The sequence below is a fragment of the Reyranella sp. genome (assembly GCF_965227665.1).
Classification (GTDB): domain Bacteria; phylum Pseudomonadota; class Alphaproteobacteria; order Reyranellales; family Reyranellaceae; genus Reyranella.
Genome location: NZ_OZ245767.1, coordinates 3,286,858 through 3,302,820, shown reverse-complemented (window position 1 = coordinate 3,302,820; position 15,963 = coordinate 3,286,858). Strand labels below are relative to the sequence as shown.

Annotated in this window: 17 protein-coding genes; 2 read left to right on the top strand and 15 right to left on the bottom strand. The window is 67.8% G+C overall.

Annotation, left to right across the window (positions count from 1 at the left end):
• Positions 1-24: 24 nt before the first annotated feature.
• The 5 genes from ACO07I_RS15915 to ACO07I_RS15895 form a co-directional block, all read right to left on the bottom strand.
• The gene (locus ACO07I_RS15915; RefSeq protein ID WP_422009279.1) at positions 25-1,128 is read right to left on the bottom strand and encodes a murein transglycosylase A; all 1,104 of its coding nucleotides are present in this window, start codon (positions 1,126-1,128) and stop codon (positions 25-27) included.
• 16 nt (positions 1,129-1,144) lie between these two features.
• Positions 1,145-1,864 (bottom strand): Tim44/TimA family putative adaptor protein, encoded by a 720-nt coding sequence (locus ACO07I_RS15910; protein WP_422009277.1) that lies wholly within the window; start codon positions 1,862-1,864, stop codon positions 1,145-1,147.
• A gap of 91 nt (positions 1,865-1,955) precedes the next feature.
• Entirely contained in the window at positions 1,956-3,308 is a 1,353-nt protein-coding gene (locus tag ACO07I_RS15905; RefSeq protein ID WP_422009275.1) for an adenylate/guanylate cyclase domain-containing protein, read from the bottom strand.
• A complete protein-coding gene (locus ACO07I_RS15900; RefSeq protein WP_422009273.1) occupies positions 3,308-4,144 on the bottom strand; it encodes a class I SAM-dependent methyltransferase in 837 nt (278 codons plus the stop codon). Before ACO07I_RS15900 ends, ACO07I_RS15905 begins: the two co-directional genes overlap by 1 nt.
• A gap of 10 nt (positions 4,145-4,154) precedes the next feature.
• Positions 4,155-5,003, bottom strand: a complete 849-nt coding sequence (locus ACO07I_RS15895) for an MBL fold metallo-hydrolase (protein WP_422009271.1) — start codon at positions 5,001-5,003, stop codon at positions 4,155-4,157.
• 200 nt (positions 5,004-5,203) lie between these two features.
• Between ACO07I_RS15895 and hspQ the strand changes: the two genes are divergently transcribed.
• Complete coding sequence (gene hspQ, locus ACO07I_RS15890) at positions 5,204-5,575, top strand: heat shock protein HspQ (RefSeq protein ID WP_422009269.1); 372 nt, start codon at positions 5,204-5,206, stop codon at positions 5,573-5,575.
• On the opposite strand, the gene ACO07I_RS15885 is transcribed toward hspQ, so the two are convergent.
• The 6 genes from ACO07I_RS15885 to ACO07I_RS15860 are packed head-to-tail and all read right to left on the bottom strand — an operon-like array spanning position 5,576 to position 11,571.
• A complete protein-coding gene (locus ACO07I_RS15885) occupies positions 5,576-6,238 on the bottom strand; it encodes a cysteine hydrolase family protein (RefSeq protein ID WP_422009267.1) in 663 nt (220 codons plus the stop codon).
• A complete protein-coding gene (locus ACO07I_RS15880; protein ID WP_422009265.1) occupies positions 6,238-7,746 on the bottom strand; it encodes an ABC transporter ATP-binding protein in 1,509 nt (502 codons plus the stop codon). The genes ACO07I_RS15885 and ACO07I_RS15880 overlap by 1 nt, the downstream gene beginning before the upstream one ends.
• Positions 7,743-8,426: a cysteine hydrolase family protein gene (locus ACO07I_RS15875; RefSeq protein WP_422009263.1), complete on the bottom strand. Its 684-nt coding sequence runs from the start codon at positions 8,424-8,426 to the stop codon at positions 7,743-7,745. Before ACO07I_RS15875 ends, ACO07I_RS15880 begins: the two co-directional genes overlap by 4 nt.
• Positions 8,423-9,361: an ABC transporter permease gene (locus tag ACO07I_RS15870; RefSeq protein ID WP_422009261.1), complete on the bottom strand. Its 939-nt coding sequence runs from the start codon at positions 9,359-9,361 to the stop codon at positions 8,423-8,425. The genes ACO07I_RS15875 and ACO07I_RS15870 overlap by 4 nt, the downstream gene beginning before the upstream one ends.
• 2 nt (positions 9,362-9,363) lie before the next feature.
• Positions 9,364-10,419 carry an ABC transporter permease gene (locus ACO07I_RS15865; protein WP_422009259.1) on the bottom strand — a complete coding sequence of 352 codons (1,056 nt, stop codon included), beginning with the start codon at positions 10,417-10,419 and terminating at the stop codon, positions 9,364-9,366.
• Between the two features lie 39 nt (positions 10,420-10,458).
• Positions 10,459-11,571, bottom strand: a complete 1,113-nt coding sequence (locus ACO07I_RS15860) for a BMP family ABC transporter substrate-binding protein (protein WP_422009257.1) — start codon at positions 11,569-11,571, stop codon at positions 10,459-10,461.
• A gap of 214 nt (positions 11,572-11,785) precedes the next feature.
• On the opposite strand from ACO07I_RS15860, the gene ACO07I_RS15855 reads away from it, so the two are divergent.
• Positions 11,786-12,445 (top strand): GntR family transcriptional regulator, encoded by a 660-nt coding sequence (locus ACO07I_RS15855; protein WP_422009255.1) that lies wholly within the window; start codon positions 11,786-11,788, stop codon positions 12,443-12,445.
• 74 nt (positions 12,446-12,519) lie between these two features.
• On the opposite strand, the gene ACO07I_RS15850 is transcribed toward ACO07I_RS15855, so the two are convergent.
• From ACO07I_RS15850 to rph, 4 genes are read right to left on the bottom strand one after another with little or no spacing between them, the layout of a single operon-like run.
• A complete protein-coding gene (locus ACO07I_RS15850; protein ID WP_422009253.1) occupies positions 12,520-13,392 on the bottom strand; it encodes a transporter substrate-binding domain-containing protein in 873 nt (290 codons plus the stop codon).
• The gene (gene hemW / locus ACO07I_RS15845; RefSeq protein WP_422009251.1) at positions 13,389-14,543 is read right to left on the bottom strand and encodes a radical SAM family heme chaperone HemW; all 1,155 of its coding nucleotides are present in this window, start codon (positions 14,541-14,543) and stop codon (positions 13,389-13,391) included. Before hemW ends, ACO07I_RS15850 begins: the two co-directional genes overlap by 4 nt.
• Positions 14,540-15,154 carry an RdgB/HAM1 family non-canonical purine NTP pyrophosphatase gene (gene rdgB / locus ACO07I_RS15840; protein ID WP_422009249.1) on the bottom strand — a complete coding sequence of 205 codons (615 nt, stop codon included), beginning with the start codon at positions 15,152-15,154 and terminating at the stop codon, positions 14,540-14,542. Before rdgB ends, hemW begins: the two co-directional genes overlap by 4 nt.
• On the bottom strand, positions 15,154-15,873 hold the full coding sequence (gene rph, locus ACO07I_RS15835; RefSeq protein ID WP_422009247.1) for a ribonuclease PH: 720 nt from the start codon (positions 15,871-15,873) through the stop codon (positions 15,154-15,156). Before rph ends, rdgB begins: the two co-directional genes overlap by 1 nt.
• Positions 15,874-15,963 lie beyond the last annotated feature (90 nt).

The window sequence follows — 15,963 nt, the reverse complement described above, 5'->3', positions numbered from 1 at the left end:
CCCGGCCCGTTCCCCGCAGGGGTTTCAGTTCTTGTTGGGGACGAGGACGATGGCGCGGCCATCGCTGTTCATGCGGCCGGCCCATTCTGCGGCCTGAGCGCCGGCGCCGTAGAAGACATCGCCGCGGGCCGGTCCTTTGATGGCGGCGCCCGCGTCCTGCGCGATCATCAGCCGTCGATAGGGCTCGGTGGCGCCGGGCTTGCGATAGACCGGACGGCGGGTGTCGATCCACACCGGCGTGCCATAGGGCGTGATCGTGGGATCCACCGCCATGCTGCGCTGGGCCGTGAGCGCCACGCCCTCGGCGCCGATCGGGGCGGAAGTCCTGGTGTCGCGGAAGAAGATGTAGCGCTCGTTCTTGCGCATCACCTCGCGTGCCTGCTGGGGATTGCGCTTCAGCCAATCGCGGATCGCGGGCCAGGTCGCATCCTCTTTCTTCATCACGCCCATCTCGACCAGCACGGCACCGATCGCCGTGTAGGGCCGATTGTTGGAGCCGTCGAAGCCGAGGGTCATGGTGCCGCCCTCGGCGAGCTGGATGCGGCCGCTGCCCTGGACCTGGACCTCGAACAGGCCGACCGGATCCTGGACGTAGGCGATCTCGAGACCCTTGCCCTTCAACGCCCCGGCCTCGATCTCCGCGCGCGTGTAATAGGGCTTGTCCGTCAGGTCGGGCGGCTTGCGATAGACCGGTACCGTGAAGAGCCGCGAAGGCACCTTGCTGCCGCGCAGCTCCGGCTCGAAGTAACCGGTGAACTTGCCCGGGACCTTGACGATCAGCGGCCGGAAATTTTCCTCGAAGAACAGCCGCGCGCCGCGCGCGTCGCCGGCCTTGACGGCGGCGGCGGCGTCGCAGATGCGCGCCCATTCGGCCGGGGTGATCGCCTTCTCGCCGCCATCGGTTGCGATCCGGACGTCGGGGCCGGCCGTCAGCTTCGGGCAGGAGCGGCGGAACGCAACGAGCGCCTCGGCATGCCGATCCTGCGCCCAGCCGGCGATCTCGTTGTAGGAGGTCGGCTCCATCGCAATCTGCTGCTGGGGCGGGGAGCCGGGCGTTCCGGCACAGGCGGAGAGGAGGCCGGCCGCAGCAAGCATCGCCGCGACACCGGCAAGGAGGCTCCTTCGCATTCCCGAAAAAGCCTCCCTAGCCTTCGCTCTCGGTCTTCACGAGCTGCCAGTTGGGATCGCTCGAAGTCGTGTCGCGACGGAACGTCCAGAGGTCGACGACCTTCTGCACTTCGTTCGGATTGCCGTCGACGATCTGGCTGTCGGCATTGCGCACGACATTGATCTGCTCGCTGACGAAGCGGACGGTGACGACGGCATTCGGACCCTGCATCTCTGCGCCGGCAATGTCCGACGCTTCGAAACCGATCAGTGTCGTTTCGGCCTTTTCGCTGCGCTCGATGCGACCGCGAATGGCGGCCTCGAAGCTGGCATAGGTGGTGCTGTCGAGCAGGGGCTTCAGCGTGGCGGTGTCGCCGCGCGCGAAGGCCTCGACAATGGCGGTGAAGGCCGCGCGTGCGCCGCCCGTGAAGCCGATCGGCTCGAAGGCCGGATCGGCGGCGCGAATGGCGGCAACGCCGGCCGTTGCGGTCGGCAGGACGGTGGCGCGAATGCCGCCGGGCCCGGTCGTGGGCGACGATTGACGCGGCGCGGGCGCATTCGCCGTCGGCAGCGCGACCACGTTGTCGTTGCCTTGCGACGCGTCGCCGGCACGCGACGGCGGCGGCGCGGGCGGCGTGAACGGATCGCGGGCGGGCGGCTGTTCGTTGCCCGTGCGTTTGCCGAGCACGGACCGCAGTCGCAGGATCAAGAAGACCGCGACCAACCCGATCAGGATGATGTCGTAGTTGTTACCCACGATGGCGCTCCACTGTCACAAATTACATAGGCTGCGAATGGGCAAAGGGCAAGGCGACCTCCCCGCCGCGCTTCCCGATCAGCCCCGCGCCTCAGGCGGCCAGCACCACAATATCGACAGATTCCGTGACCCCGCCAACCCTGCGATCCGGGCGACGCTCGTGCGCCATGGACGACCTATAGCCCTGACGCTCGGCGAGTGCATAGGTTGCGCCGTCGGTCAGGGCACGGGTCCCCTCTTCCTTGTTGTGCTTCTCGAGCTTCGACGCGAGATTGACGGCTTCCCCGATGACCGTGAATTCGAGTCGCTCGCCGTCGCCGACGGCGCCGAACACGACACGGCCCGATGCGACGGCAAGCCCGATCTCGAGCGCCGGCAGGCCGGCCGCACGACGTTGCTCGCGCCACACGGCGGCGGCGGCCATCACGGCATCGGCTGCCCGCAGCGCGTCCGCGGCGGCCGTGGCCGACGGCATCACGGCGCCGAACGAGGCCAGGATGCCGTCGCCCAGGAACTTGTCGATGCTGCCGCCGGCCGCCGCGATCAGGGGGCAGACGCGTCCCTGATAGTCCTGCAGGACCTTCATCACTTCATCCGGCGGGAGCTCCATCGACAGGCCCGTGAATCCGCGCAGGTCGACGGTGACGATGGCGACGTCGCGCAGCTCACCCTCGCCCGCCTTGATCGAAATCGCCGCGCCGCGGATGCGCGCCGCCACCCCGGGATCGAAGAAGCGTGACAGATCCTGCGCCGCCGCACTTTCGCTAACCGCCTGGACCAGCAGGTTGCGAGCCCGCGCGATGGCGAGCGCCAGCACCAGCGTGGTGAGCAGGATGGCGATGATCTTGTCGGCCTCGGCATGGACCAGAAAGGCGTTCGAGGTCATGTACTCGACGAAGTCGTCGGTCGGATTGGCCGGCCCGCCTCGGCCGTCCAACGCATAGAGGATCAGGCCGATCCAGCCGGCGATCGCCGTCAGGCCGGTGAACAGGACGAAGCGCGCCTCGAAGCGCAGGGCGCGGAGCGCGATGAACAGGAACACGTACAGGAGCGTCGGCACCTTCAGATAGAAGACGGCCGGTTGGGCGTACTTGTAATGGAAGGAGTAGATCAGCCCCATCAGCAGGAGCATGTCGGCGATCACCGACAGGTAGAGCATCCAGGGGCGCAACAGCCGGGCGTAGGCGAGACCCAGGCGCACCAGGCAGAAGATGCCGTAGATGACCAGCACATCGAACTCGAAGGAGTAGTCCTCCTGCACCACGCCGCCCGGCATGGAACTCGTTTCGTAGACCGTGCCGACCAGCACCACGATGACGAGCTGCACCCAGCCGATCAGGATCTCGCTCTGTTCCTGCTGGCGTTCGATCGCCGACCGCACGCGCTCGGGAAGCTTGGTCGAGTCGTCGCCTCCCACCAACCAGTGGCGCAGGCGGCCGAGCATCAGCGCTTTTCCAACCAGAGGCTGGCGGGGAGCGCATCCGGCGGTCGCGGCAGGCGCGAGATCACCGAGGCGGCCAGCCGGTCGGCCATGCGCCGCTCCGCCCAGACGCTGGAGAAAAGCGGCTTGAAGGCGCCGCTCGTCAGCAGCGGCACCACGCCCTGCTGCTCGTTGTAGGCGCGCCAGTCCCAGATCGAGGGATAGTCGAACGGCAGGAAGATGTCGTGGATGTGCACCAGCGTGCCGGAGGGCAGGCGCGGCAGGACGCGATTCAGCAGGATGTCGACGTCGCTGCCCGGCATCAGGATGTGGCTGGAATCGATGAACAGCACGTCGCCCTGCACCAGGCGATCGAAGACCTTGTCCGGGGCGGCCTGCAGGGTCGATGACTTGACGCGCACCCCGGGCAGGTCGGCAATGTCCGCTCGCGGCGCCGGATCGATCGCCAGGATTTCGCCGACGCCCCCCAGGGCCTTGGACAGCAGCCGCGTCGAATGGCCGGAGCCCACCTCGATGATGTTCCGCGGCTTGCGCTCGCGGACCAGCGCATAGGCCACGGCCGCATCGAGCGACGGAAACCACGATTGCTCGAACATGGCCTTGCAGCTCTCGAGCGCGTCTGCCCGCGCGTCGACCGCGTCGAGCACGGCCGTGAACTGGTCGGCATGCTCCTCGAACAGGCGCTCGATCGCGGGATAGGGCGGCTGGGTGCCCGGCGGCGGCAGCAAGGGCGCATAGCGGTGCGGTATGAACCAGCCGCGCGGCTTCAGGCCGAGCACGGTCGGCAGTCCCAGGGCGAACCGCCGCCAGCGGCCGCGGAGCTTCGATTTGGCGCTCATCGCGATTTCTTCACGGTGTCAGCGTCAGGCCTTCATGGGCGACGAGGACCCGCGGCAGGCCGCTCGCTGCAATGCCCGGGCGCGCCAGCGCGGCTTCGCGGGCGACGCCGTCCATGAAGGCGTCGTCGTGGCCGGGATCGTGATGGAAGATTGCCAGGGTGCCGACGCCCGCCGCGTCGGCCACTCGCACGCCTTCCTGCCAGGTCGAGTGGCCCCAGCCGCGATAGCGGACGTATTCCTCGTCGGTGTAGCTCGAATCGTAGATCATCACGTCGGCGCCGCGGCACAGGTCGACGATCGTGGAATCGCGTTCGCCGTCGCGATGTTCGGTGTCCGTGATGTAGCAGATCGACTTGCCGAGATGGTCGATGCGATAGCCCGTGGCGCCGTTGGGATGGTTGAGGGGGATCGTGCTGACGGCAACGGTCCCGCACGACAGGGTCTCGCCCGACTTGAACTCGCGGAATTCGACCCGGGCCTGGAAGACGTCGAGCGATACCGGATAGAGCGGCGCCTGCATCAGGTGCCCGACCACCTTCTTCAGCGTGTAGGGCGCCTCGAGATGGCCGGCCCACATGCGCACCGAATTGCGCCGGTCGAACAGCGGGGCAAAGAAGGTGAGGCCCGAAATGTGGTCGAGATGGGTGTGGGTGAAATAGATGTCGATGTCGAGCGGGGGGTGGCGGGCCAGCTCTACGCCCAGCGTGCGAATACCGGTGCCCGCGTCGAAGATCAGGCGACGACCGCCGGCGGTGACTTCCAGGCACGACGTATTGCCGCCATAGCGCACATATTCGGCGCCGGGACACGAGATGGAACCCCGCACGCCCCAGAAGCGGACTTTCAGACCTTCGACCAATCAACCCTTCCCAACCGAGTGTGGCGCCAGAGTCCACAGGCAGGTGCGTCCCGTCAACCGATGCGCGAGGCTTCCTGAAACTGGCCGCATTCTTGCGTGGCGATCCGGGCGGCTGTTTTTCACGTATTCTTGCAGTCGGCTCTCGAATCCGGCGTCCCGACTGCGTTGCCTACCGGCCTGTTCGGAGCAATACTTTGGCTATGGAACCCATCAATCAGGCTTCTACCCCGGCGCTGGCCGCGCCGCCCGTGCGTTGCGCCAAGTTCGCCATCGGCCAGGTGGTGAAGCACCGCATCTACCCCTTTCGCGGCGTGATCTTCGACGTCGACCCGGTGTTCGCCAACACCGAGGAGTGGTTGTCGTCGATCCCTGAAGAGGTCCGCCCGCGCCGCGACCAGCCCTTCTATCATCTGCTGGCCGAGAATGCGCAGACCACCTACGTGGCCTACGTGTCGGAGCAGAACCTGCTGGCCGACGATACCGGCAAGCCGGTGTCGCACCCGCAGGTGCCACAGTTCTTCAAGGAACTGAAGCGCGGCCACTACGTCTCGCGCGAGCGGGCGCTGCACTAGTCAGCGCAGCGCCTCGGCGATCTGATCGACGGTGGCGGTCCAGCCCACGATCGCGCCCTGGGCGCGGATCATGTCGAGCGCCGCCTTCTTGAATTCCGGGAAATAGCTTTCGGTCGCGTCCTCGGCCAGCAGGCATTCGAAGCCGCGATCGTTGGCCTCGCGCATGGTCGTCTGCACGCAGACCTCGGTCGTGACACCCGCGAAGACGAGATGCGTGATCCCCCGTTCCGCCAGGATGTCGCCCAGCGGCGTGGCGTAGAACGCTCCCTTGCCCGGCTTGTCGAGCACGATCTCTCCGGGCTTCGCCGCCAGCTCCGGCACGATGTCGGCACCTGGCTCACCTGAAATCAGGATGCGTCCCATTGCGCCCGGGTCGCCGATGCGCAGCGACGGCTTGCCACGCAGCCGCTTGGCCGGCGGGCAGTCCGACAGGTCGGGCCTGTGGCATTCGCGGGTATGGATGATCGTCAGCCCGGCGGTGCGGAAGGCCTCGATCAGCCGGCCGACCGTGGGCACGATCGCGCCGAGAAGACTTACATCGTTGCCCAGCGTCGCACCGAACCCGCCGGGCTCGATGAAGTCGCGCTGCATGTCGATGACGATGAGCGCCGTGTGCGCGGGATCGAAGGTGAAGTCGAACGGCTGGGCGGCGATGGTTCTCATCAATGCCCCGCCATGGCGCGACCGATCGCGCCGACATCGGCGCTGGCCGCATCGGTCTGAAGCGCCAGCCTGCCGTCGAACATGACGACGATGCGATCGGAGAGCTGCAGGATTTCGTCGAGGTCCTCGCTCACCAGCAGCACGGCGGCGCCGCGGTTGCGGGCCTGGACGATGCGGGCGCGGATCTCGGCGACGGCGGCGAAGTCGAGACCGAAGCAGGGGTTGGCCACGATCAGCAGGTCGCCTTCGCTCGACAGTTCGCGCGCCAGCACCGCGCGCTGGACGTTGCCGCCGGACAGGCCGCGGATGGGCGCGTCCGGCCCCGCGGTCTTCACCTTGTAGGCGTCGATCAGTTTCCGGGCTGTCTCGCGCATCGGGCTGCGCCGAAGGCGGATGCCGTCCGGCGATGAGGGCGGCTGGTCGAAGGAGCGCAGCGCGATGTTCTCGGCCACCGACATGTCGCCGACGCAGGCGTTGCGCAGCGGCTCCTCCGGCAGACAGGCGATCTTGTGGCGGACCATCTCGGGCCGCGTCGCGGTGTAGACCTCGCCGTGCACCAGCATGCGGCCGGCCTCGTGGTCGCGCTGGCCGGCCAGCGTCTCGACGAGCTCGCGCTGGCCGTTGCCCGACACGCCGGCGACGCCGACGATCTCGCCGGCGCGAATCTCGAGCGCCAGATCCTCGACGGCGAGCTGGCCGACATTGTCGGCGACGCTCAAGCCTTCGAGCTTCAGCACCGCCTTGCCGGGCGCCCGCGTCTCGCGCTCGACGACGGTGCGCGTCTCGCGGCGGCCGACCATCATCTCGGCCATCATGTCGTTGTCGAGTTCGCGCGTCGGCTTCGTGCCGATCAGCTGGCCACGGCGCAGCACCGTGACGGCATCGCAATAGGTGTTCACCTCACGGAACTTGTGGGTGATGGTGACGATGGTGATCTGTCCATCGGTCGTCAGCTTCTTCAAGGTCGTCAGCACCTCGTCCGCCTCGTCCGGCGTCAGCACGGAGGTCGGCTCGTCGAGGATCAGCAGGTTGCGCTTGAGATAGAGCTGGCGAAGGATCTCGCCCTTCTGCTTCTGCCCGGCCGCGAGATCGGCGACGGCCATGTCGACCGGCACGGTGAACGGTGTCGTCTCGAAGAACGCCTTGAGCGCGCGCCGCTCCGCCGCCCAGTCGATCACCGCCGGCAGGTCGCCGCGCGACAGCACGAAGTTCTCCAGCACCGTCATGTTCGGCACCAGCGTGAAGTGCTGATAGACCATGCCCAGCCCCAGCTCGTGCGCCTGACGCGGATGGTCGATCGTGACCTGGCGGTCGTTCAACAGGATCTGGCCCTGGTCGGCCGCGTAGTAGCCCATGGCGCACTTCACCAGCGTGCTTTTGCCGGCGCCGTTCTCGCCCAGCAGCGCATGGAAGGCGCCGGCCTCGATCTTCACCGAGACATCGTCGAGCGCCGCCATCGCGCCGAAGCGCTTGGTGAAGCCGATCAGTTCGAGGGACGGCGCCGTCACGTAAGCACCTTCAGGATGGCGGTCGAGTTGGCAACGGCGCCGAACACGCCGCCCTGCATCTCGACCATCTTCAGCGCCGCTGCGTGGTTGCCCGCGTCGGTGGCGCCGGTGCAGTCCTCCACGATCAGGCATTCGAAGCCGCGGTCGTTGGCCTCGCGCATCGTCGTGTGGACGCAGACGTCGGTGGTGATCCCGGTCAGCACCAGATTGTCGATGCCGCGCGTGCGCAGCATCAGTTCGAGATCGGTGGCGCAGAACGAGCCCTTGCCCGGTTTGTCGATGATCGGCTCACCGGCGATCGGCGCAAGATCGGGAATGATCTCCCAGCCCGGCTCGCCGCGCACCAGGATGCGCCCGCAGGGGCCGGGATCGCCGATGCCGGCGCCGATCTGCTGCGAGCGCCAACGCTTGTTGGGTGGCAGGTCGGAGAGATCGGGCCGATGGCCCTCGCGCGTATGGATCACCGTCCAGCCGGCCTTGCGCGCGGCGGCCAGCAACTTCTTGATGGGCTCGATCGGCGCGCGGGTGAGCGACAGGTCGTAGCCCATCTTGTCGACATAGCCGCCGACGCCGCAGAAGTCGGTCTGCATGTCGATGATGACCAGTGCCGTGTTGTCGGCGCGCAGGTCGCCGTTCCACGGCCAGGCATAGGGTCGCGAGTCGATGTGCGTCTTGGTCATGCGGGCTCCTGCTTGACCGCGCCCAGCTCGGCCGGCGCGCCGCGCAGGCTGCGCGCGGGCGAGCAGGTGGCGATCATCAGGGCGAGGGTGAGGACGTAGGGCGCGGCGCTGAACAGGTAGTAGCCCTGGGTCACGCCGACCGACTGCAGGGCCGGGCTGATCGCGCCGGCCGCGCCGAACAGCAGCGAGGCCCACAGGCAGCGGATCGGATCCCAGCGCGCGAAGATCACCAGCGCGACGGCCATCAGGCCCTGGCCGCTCGACAGGCCTTCGTTCCAGCTGCCGGGATAGTAGAGCGACAGGAAGGCCCCGCCGATGCCCGCGAAGGCGCCGCCGACCGCCGTCGCCAGCAGCCGCACCCGGCCGACGGAAGCGCCGATCGCGAGCGCTGCATCGACGCTCTCGCCGGCGAGCCGGACGATCAGGCCCCAGCGTGTGTTCTTCAGCGCCCACGCCAGCGCAAACGCGAGCGCGATGCCGATGAGGAACAGCGGATTGACCTGCAGCGCCTGCTGCACCTGCGGGATGCTGCTCCAGGCGCCGAGGTCGAGCGCGCCGAGGTTGGGCGCCTTGGGCTGGATGTAGGGCTTGCCCAGGAAGAAGGCGAGGCCGGTGCCGAACAGCATCAGGCCGATGCCGGTCGCGATGTCGTTGACCTTGGGCAGCTGGCAGAGCCCGGCGTGCAACGCGCCGAGCAGCAGGCCGACGAACGCTGCCACCAGCACGCCGAGCCACGGTGAGCCGCTCAGCAGCGCCGTGCCGTAGGCGCTCATCGCGCCCATCATCAGGGTGCCTTCGAGGCCGAGGTTGATGCGGCCGCTGCGTTCGGTCAGGCACTCGCCGAGGCTCACGAAGATGAAGGGCGTGCTGACGCGGATGGCGCCGGCCAGCATGGCGAGAGGCACGCCCCAGAGACCGATGTCGCTGCCGTCCATGATCAGCGTCCCTCCACCGCGCGGAAGCGCCACAGCCAGGCCCAGGACCGGCCGTACAGCGTCTCGCTGGCCAGGATGCAGACGAAGATGATGCCCTGCAGCACGACCACCGCTGCGTCCGGCAGGTCGAGCCGGCGTTGCAGCAGCCCGCCGCTGGCGCCGATGCCGCCCAGCAGGATGGCGACCGGAATGATCGCCAGCGGATGATGGCGCGCGAGGAAGGAGACGAGGATGCCGGTGAAGCCGTAGCCGACGGCCAGCGAGGCATTGGCCTTGCCGTGCACCGCCGCCACTTCGACCATGCCGGCGAGACCCGCCGCCGCGCCGCCGGCGGCGCAGGCGACCAGCACGTAGCGGCCGACGTGGAGGCCCATCATGCGCGCGGTCTTGGGGTTGCCGCCGATCACCTGCATGGCGAAGCCGTAGGTCGTGAAGCGCTGCACGACGTAGCAGAGCAGGCAGGCCACGATGCCGAAGGCCAGGCCCCAATGGACGTCGCTGCCGCCGATCGTGCCCAGCATGTTGGCGTCGCCGATCGGCGGGGTCGACGGCTTGTTGAGGCTCGACGGGTCGCGCAGCGGCCCCTCGACGAAATGGTTCATCAGCGCGATGGCGATGTAGGTCAGCAGCAGGCTGGAGATCGTCTCGTTGACGCCGCGATACTGGCGCAGCCCGCCCGCCAGCGCGATCCACGCGCCGCCCACGACCATCGCCGCCGCCGCCATGGCGAGATTGGTCACCAGCGGTCCGGAGGCCGCGACCGCGACGCCGGCTGCTGCGGCCGCCACGCCGCCCAGCACCAGCGCGCCCTCGTTGCCGATGATGATCAGCCCGAGCCGTGCCGGCAGCGCCGTGCACAGCGCCGTCAGGATCAGCGGTGCGGCGCGCGTGAGCGTGTTCTGGAAGGAGAACCAGCTGCCGAACGCGCCCTGGTACATGAGCGCGTAGGCCTCGAACGGATCGACGCCCGCATAGAAGATCAGCAGCAGGCCGAAGATCACCGCCGACGCCAGCAGGGCCAGCGCCGAGACGGCGATGCGTTCGAAGGCCGTGTTCATGCCCATGCCCATGACGGGCCCGCGGTCCGCGCGCCGCGCTTACGACGTCGCGCCCAGAACGCCTTCGACCAGGTAGTTCATGCCCTCGAGCACCGGCTCGGTCTGGGTGTAGGTCGTGCCGGCGGCGATGACGGTGTTGCCCTTGTTGTCCTTCAGCGGTCCCTTGAAGATCGCGAAGCTGCCGTCGACGATGCCCTTCCGGGCCTCCTCGACCTTGGCCTTGGCGGCATCTGACACCGCGGGGCCGAAGGGCGAGTTCTTGACGTAGCCTTCCTTGAGGCCGCCGCGCACGAAGTTGCCCGGAACGCCGCCCTTCTTCATCGTCTCGACGAAGTCGACGTAGATCTTCTCCCACTGCCACTCGGCGCCGGTGAGATAGCCCTTGGGTGCGAGCTTGGCCTGGTTGGTGTGATAGCCGCAGGTGTAGATGCCGGCGCGCTCGGCGGTCTCGATCACGACCTTCGGGCTGTCGACATGGCAGGTCACGACATCGACGCCCTGCGCGATCATCGAGTTGGTGGCCTCGGCTTCCTTGACCGGCAGAGACCAGTCGCCGGTGAAGATCACCTGGCAGGTGACTTTCGGATTCACCGAACGCGCGCCCAGGGTGAAGGCGTTGATGTTGCGCAGAACCTGGGGGATCGGCTTGGCCGCGACGAAACCGATCTTGCCGCTCTTGGTGGTCGAGCCGGCGACGATGCCGCTGAGATACTGCGCCTCGTCGATGTAGCCGAAATAGCTGCCGGTGTTCGTCGGGTTCTTGCCCGCGGTCCACAGGCCGCCGCAATGACGGAACTGGATCTTCGGATATTTGGCCGCCATGCGCAGCATGTGCGGGTCGAAGTAGCCGAACGAGGTCGGGAACAGCAGCGTGGCGCCGTCCATGTTGATCATGCTCTCCATCGATTTCTCGACGGCGACCGTCTCCGGCACCTTCTCTTCCTCGACGACCTTCACGCCGGCCATCTTCTTGAGGACGGCCGCGCCCTCGGCATGGGCCTGGTTGTAGCCGTAGTCGTCGCGCGGCCCGACATAGATGAAGCCCACCACCAGCGGCTTCTGCGCCTGGGCGCCGCCCGCGAGACCGAGAACGGCCGCGCCCGCGGCGCTGCCCAGAAGTGCCCGCCGGCCGATATTGAACTTGTCGATCATCGAACGTCCCCCTCGATCGCGTGTCCGGCCGTCGCGGCCCGAGAGAGAAACAGCAAGCGGTGTGCCACGCCTCGGAGGCCCTAAAAGCAGGCGAATCCGCGAGAAAACGGCAGTCCGCCCGCTCGAATTGTATGCCATTTCACCGCATTGCATTCTTTTTGTGCATCGTTGAGTGCAATTCCCGCTTTGGCATCCATCTTGTATGCAAAACGGCATGCGTACCGACACCAACCCGACCCTGGCCGACAAACTCGCCGCGGCAATCGCCGACGGCATCCTCAACGGCAAGTTGCCGCCCGGCGAACGCCTCGACGAGGTGGGCCTCGCCGAGCAGCATGGCGTGTCGCGCACCCCGGTCCGCGAGGCGTTGCGCCAGCTGGCGTTGAGCGGTCTGATCGACATGCGCCCGCGCAAGGGCGCGATCGTGTCCAAGGCGACGCCCGAGGAGATCGAAAGCCTGTTCGTGGCCATGGCCGAGATGGAAGCGACTTGCGCCCGGCTCGCGGCCATGAGCATGACGCCGATCGAGCGGCGCCGCCTGCAGGCGCGTCACGAAGCGATGATGGCGCTCGCGTCGGCGGGCGACACCGAAGCCTACTCCGATGCCAACGTCGCCTTCCACTCGGCGATCTATGCCGGCGCGCACAATGCGCCGCTCGCCGACTATGCGATGAACCTGCGTCGCCGCGTCGGCCCTTACCGTCGCGCCCAGTTCCGCGTGGACGGCCGGCTGCTACGCTCCAACCAGGAACACGACGCGGTCGTCCGCGCGATCGTCTCCGGCGACGCGGCGGGCGCCCACGCCTCGATGATCCACCACGTCAGCCTGGTCGAAGACGCCTTCGAAGCCTTCGCCGCGATCAATGCGGCTTAGATTTCATAGGAGCGCGCCACTCCAGTGGCGCAATCATGATCATGAGGCGCCACTGGAGTGGCGCGCTCCCATGATCAATTCAACGCGAACGGGAAATACTTCTCGTTGAGCTTCTTGTAGGTGCCGTCGGCCACCATCTCGCCGAGAGCCTTGTTGAACGCCTCGCGCAGCTTGCCGTCTTCCTTGCGCAGGCCGGCGGCGACGCCGACGCCCAGGGTCTGGGTGTCCTTGATGTCCTGGCCGACCAGCTCGCAGCACTTGCCCTCAGGCTTCTGGCTCCACAGCCAGAGCTGCGCCTTGTCGCCGAACACCGCGTCGACCTCGTCGTTGGCCAGCGCGGTCAGCGCTTCCTGGATCGAGGCGTAGCGCTTGAGCTGGGCGGAGCGGCGGAAGCTCTTGTCGGCCCAGTCGGCATGAGTCGAATCCTTCTGGATGCCGATGCGCTTGTTGCGCAGAAGCGATGGCGGCCCGTCATAGGGGGCGCCCTTGGGGGCGATGAAGGCGCCGGGCGACAGGTAGTAGCGGCGCGACAGGCCCATGCGCTGACGCCGCTCGCGCGTCACTTCCATCGACGACATGATGATGTCGAACTTCTTGTCCAGCAGGCCGGGAATCAGCTCGTCCCACTTGAGCGCGATGAACTCGCACTCCGCCTTGATGCGCTGGCAGGCTTCCTGCGCCAGCTCCATCTCGAAGCCGGCCGGCATGCCCTTGCGGTCGAGATAGTTGAAGGGCGGGAAGGCGCCCTCGGTGGCGATGGTGATCTTGAAGGCCGCCGGCGTGAACGGCGACTTCGGTCCCGGCTTGGCGGCCGGTGCCGCGGGCTTGGCGGCCGCTGCGGGTTTTGCCGGCGGTTTCTGCTGCGGCTGGGCCTGCGGTTGCGGCTGCTGCGCCGACGCGATGCCTGTCATGGCGACCAGCGCCAGGAGACTGAGCAGTGGCCTCATGCGACCAGCCGCTCCAGCAGCGCGTTGAGCCGCTGCCGGCCTTCCGATGTCGCGCGCAGATGGGTGGCGTCGACGTCGAGGAAGCCCGCCCGCACCAGCGGTTCGAGCCGCGCGGGCTCCAGGGCTTCGACCGGATCGGTGCCCGTGACGAAAGCGAAGGTGGCGCGGTCGATGCCGTCGGCCAGCCTCAGTCCCATCATCAAAGCCTCCTCCACCAGATCCTGCCCCTCGACCGTCGACGTCTCCGCCGTGCCGTGGCCCACGCGCTCGACGGCCTCCAGCCAGGCTTCCGGCCCGCTCGACCGCCGGGTCGCCTTCTTGGTGGCTCCGACGGCAAAGCGGCCATGGGCGCCGGGCCCGATACCGACGTAATCCTGATACCGCCAATAGATCAAATTATGGCGGCAGGCAGCCCCCGGCCGCGCGTGGTTGGAAATCTCGTAGGCCGGAAGACCGGCCTGTTCGAGCCGCGCCTGGGTGTGCTCGAACATCGCGGCGGACGCATCTTCATCCGGCAAGACGAAGCTGCCGCGGGCATGGTCGGTGAAGAAGCGCGTCCCGCGCTCGATGGTGAGCTGGTAGAGCGACAGGTGCTCGCCGGCCAGCGCAAGCGCCCGTTCCAGCTCCTCCGCCCAGGCCTCCGGCGTCTGGCCGGGCCGTGCGTAGATCAGGTCGAATGAGTAACGCGCAAAATGGCGGCGCGCCGTGGCGAGCGCGTCCAGCGCCTCGGCCGTGGAATGCTCGCGGCCTAAAAATTTCAGCGAAGCGGCGTCGAGCGCCTGCACACCCAGCGACACGCGGTTGACGCCGGCCTCGGCCAAGGCGGCGAAGCGGCCGGCTTCGACTGACGTCGGATTGGCTTCCAGGGTGATCTCGATCTCGGGCGCACTGTCCCAGAGCTGCCGCGTGCGCGCGATCAGCGCCGCGACGGTCTCGGGCTCCATCAGCGAGGGCGTACCGCCACCGAAGAACATCGTCTCGACCCGGCGGCCCGGCGCTTCGCGGGCGGCGTGCTCGAGCTCGCGCAGGAGCGCGGTCCGCCAGCGCGCCTGCTCGACGCCGTCGCGGACGTGGCTGTTGAAGTCGCAATAGGGGCACTTCGATTTGCAGAAGGGCCAATGGACATAGACGCCCAGGGGCGCCCGGCTCATCCGAAGCAGGCCTCGACCATCATCCGGAAGGCGCGGCCGCGATGGCTGATGGCGTTCTTCTCGGCATCCGACATTTCCGCCGTCGTGCGCGTCTCGCCGACCGGCTGGAAGCAGGGATCGTAGCCATGACCGCCCGTCCCGCGCGGCGGCCAGACGATGGCGCCGTCGAGCGTGCCATGGAACAGCTCGACATGCTCGTCGGGCCAGGCCAGTGCCAGCACGCAATGGAAGGTCGCCATACGCGCCGCATCGGTCTGGGGCACCTGGCGCGCCGCCAACTCGTCCTGGATGCGGCGCATGCCGACCATCGCGTCGCGCGTCGGGCCTTCCCAGTCGGCGGTGTAGACGCCGGGCTGGTGATCGAGCGCGTGCACGCTGAGACCGGAATCGTCGGCGAGCGCCGGCAATCCGCTGCCCCGCACGGCGGCCAGCGCCTTCAGGGTGGCATTGTCCTCGAAGGTCGTTCCCGTCTCGTCGGGGGCCGGCAGGCCGAGATCGGCGGCCGAGACGATCTCGACGCCGAACGGGCCCAGCATGGAGCGGATCTCGCCCGCCTTGCCGCGATTGTGGGTCGCCACAACGAGCTTGGGCAGGGCGAAGCGCCGCGCCATCAGCTCTTCCCGATGGCGAGCTTCTGCAGGCCCACCAGTTCGCCGATGCCCTTCTTGGCCAGAGCCAGCAGTTCGAGGAACTGCGCCTCGGTGAACGGGTCCTTCTCCGCCGTGCCCTGCACCTCGACGATGCCGCCGGCGCCGGTCAGCACGAAGTTGGCATCGGCATCGGCCTTGGAATCCTCGGGGTAGTCGAGGTCGAGCACCGCGGCGCCCTCCCACAGGCCGCACGATACGGCAGCCACTGTGCCCGTCAGCGGATTGACCGCCAGCTTGCCGTCCTTGATCAGGCGCTCATAGGCGAAGTGCAGGGCCACCCACGCGCCGGTGATGCTGGCGGTGCGCGTGCCGCCGTCGGCCTGCAGCACGTCGCAGTCGATGTTGATCTGGCGCTCGCCCATGGCCTGCAGGTTCACGACGGCGCGTAGCGAGCGGCCGATCAGGCGCTGGATCTCCTGGGTGCGGCCCGACTGCTTGCCGCGCGCGGCCTCACGGTCCGTGCGGGTATGGGTCGAGCGCGGCAGCATGCCGTATTCGGCCGTGACCCAGCCGCGGCCGCTGTTGCGCATCCAGGGCGGTACCTTCTCGTCGACCGAGGCGGTGCAGAGAACGTGCGTGTCGCCGAACTTCACCAGGCACGATCCCTCCGCGTGACGGGAAAAGCCGGGTTCCAGGGAAACCTGGCGAAGCTGGTCGGGGGCGCGGCCTGATGGGCGCATTTATTTCTCCTGCGGGGCGGGCGGCCGGTGTAGCGCCCGAACATTGGCGAATCCAGCCACGATGCCTTGTTTCGAGGTCGGCGCTCGGGC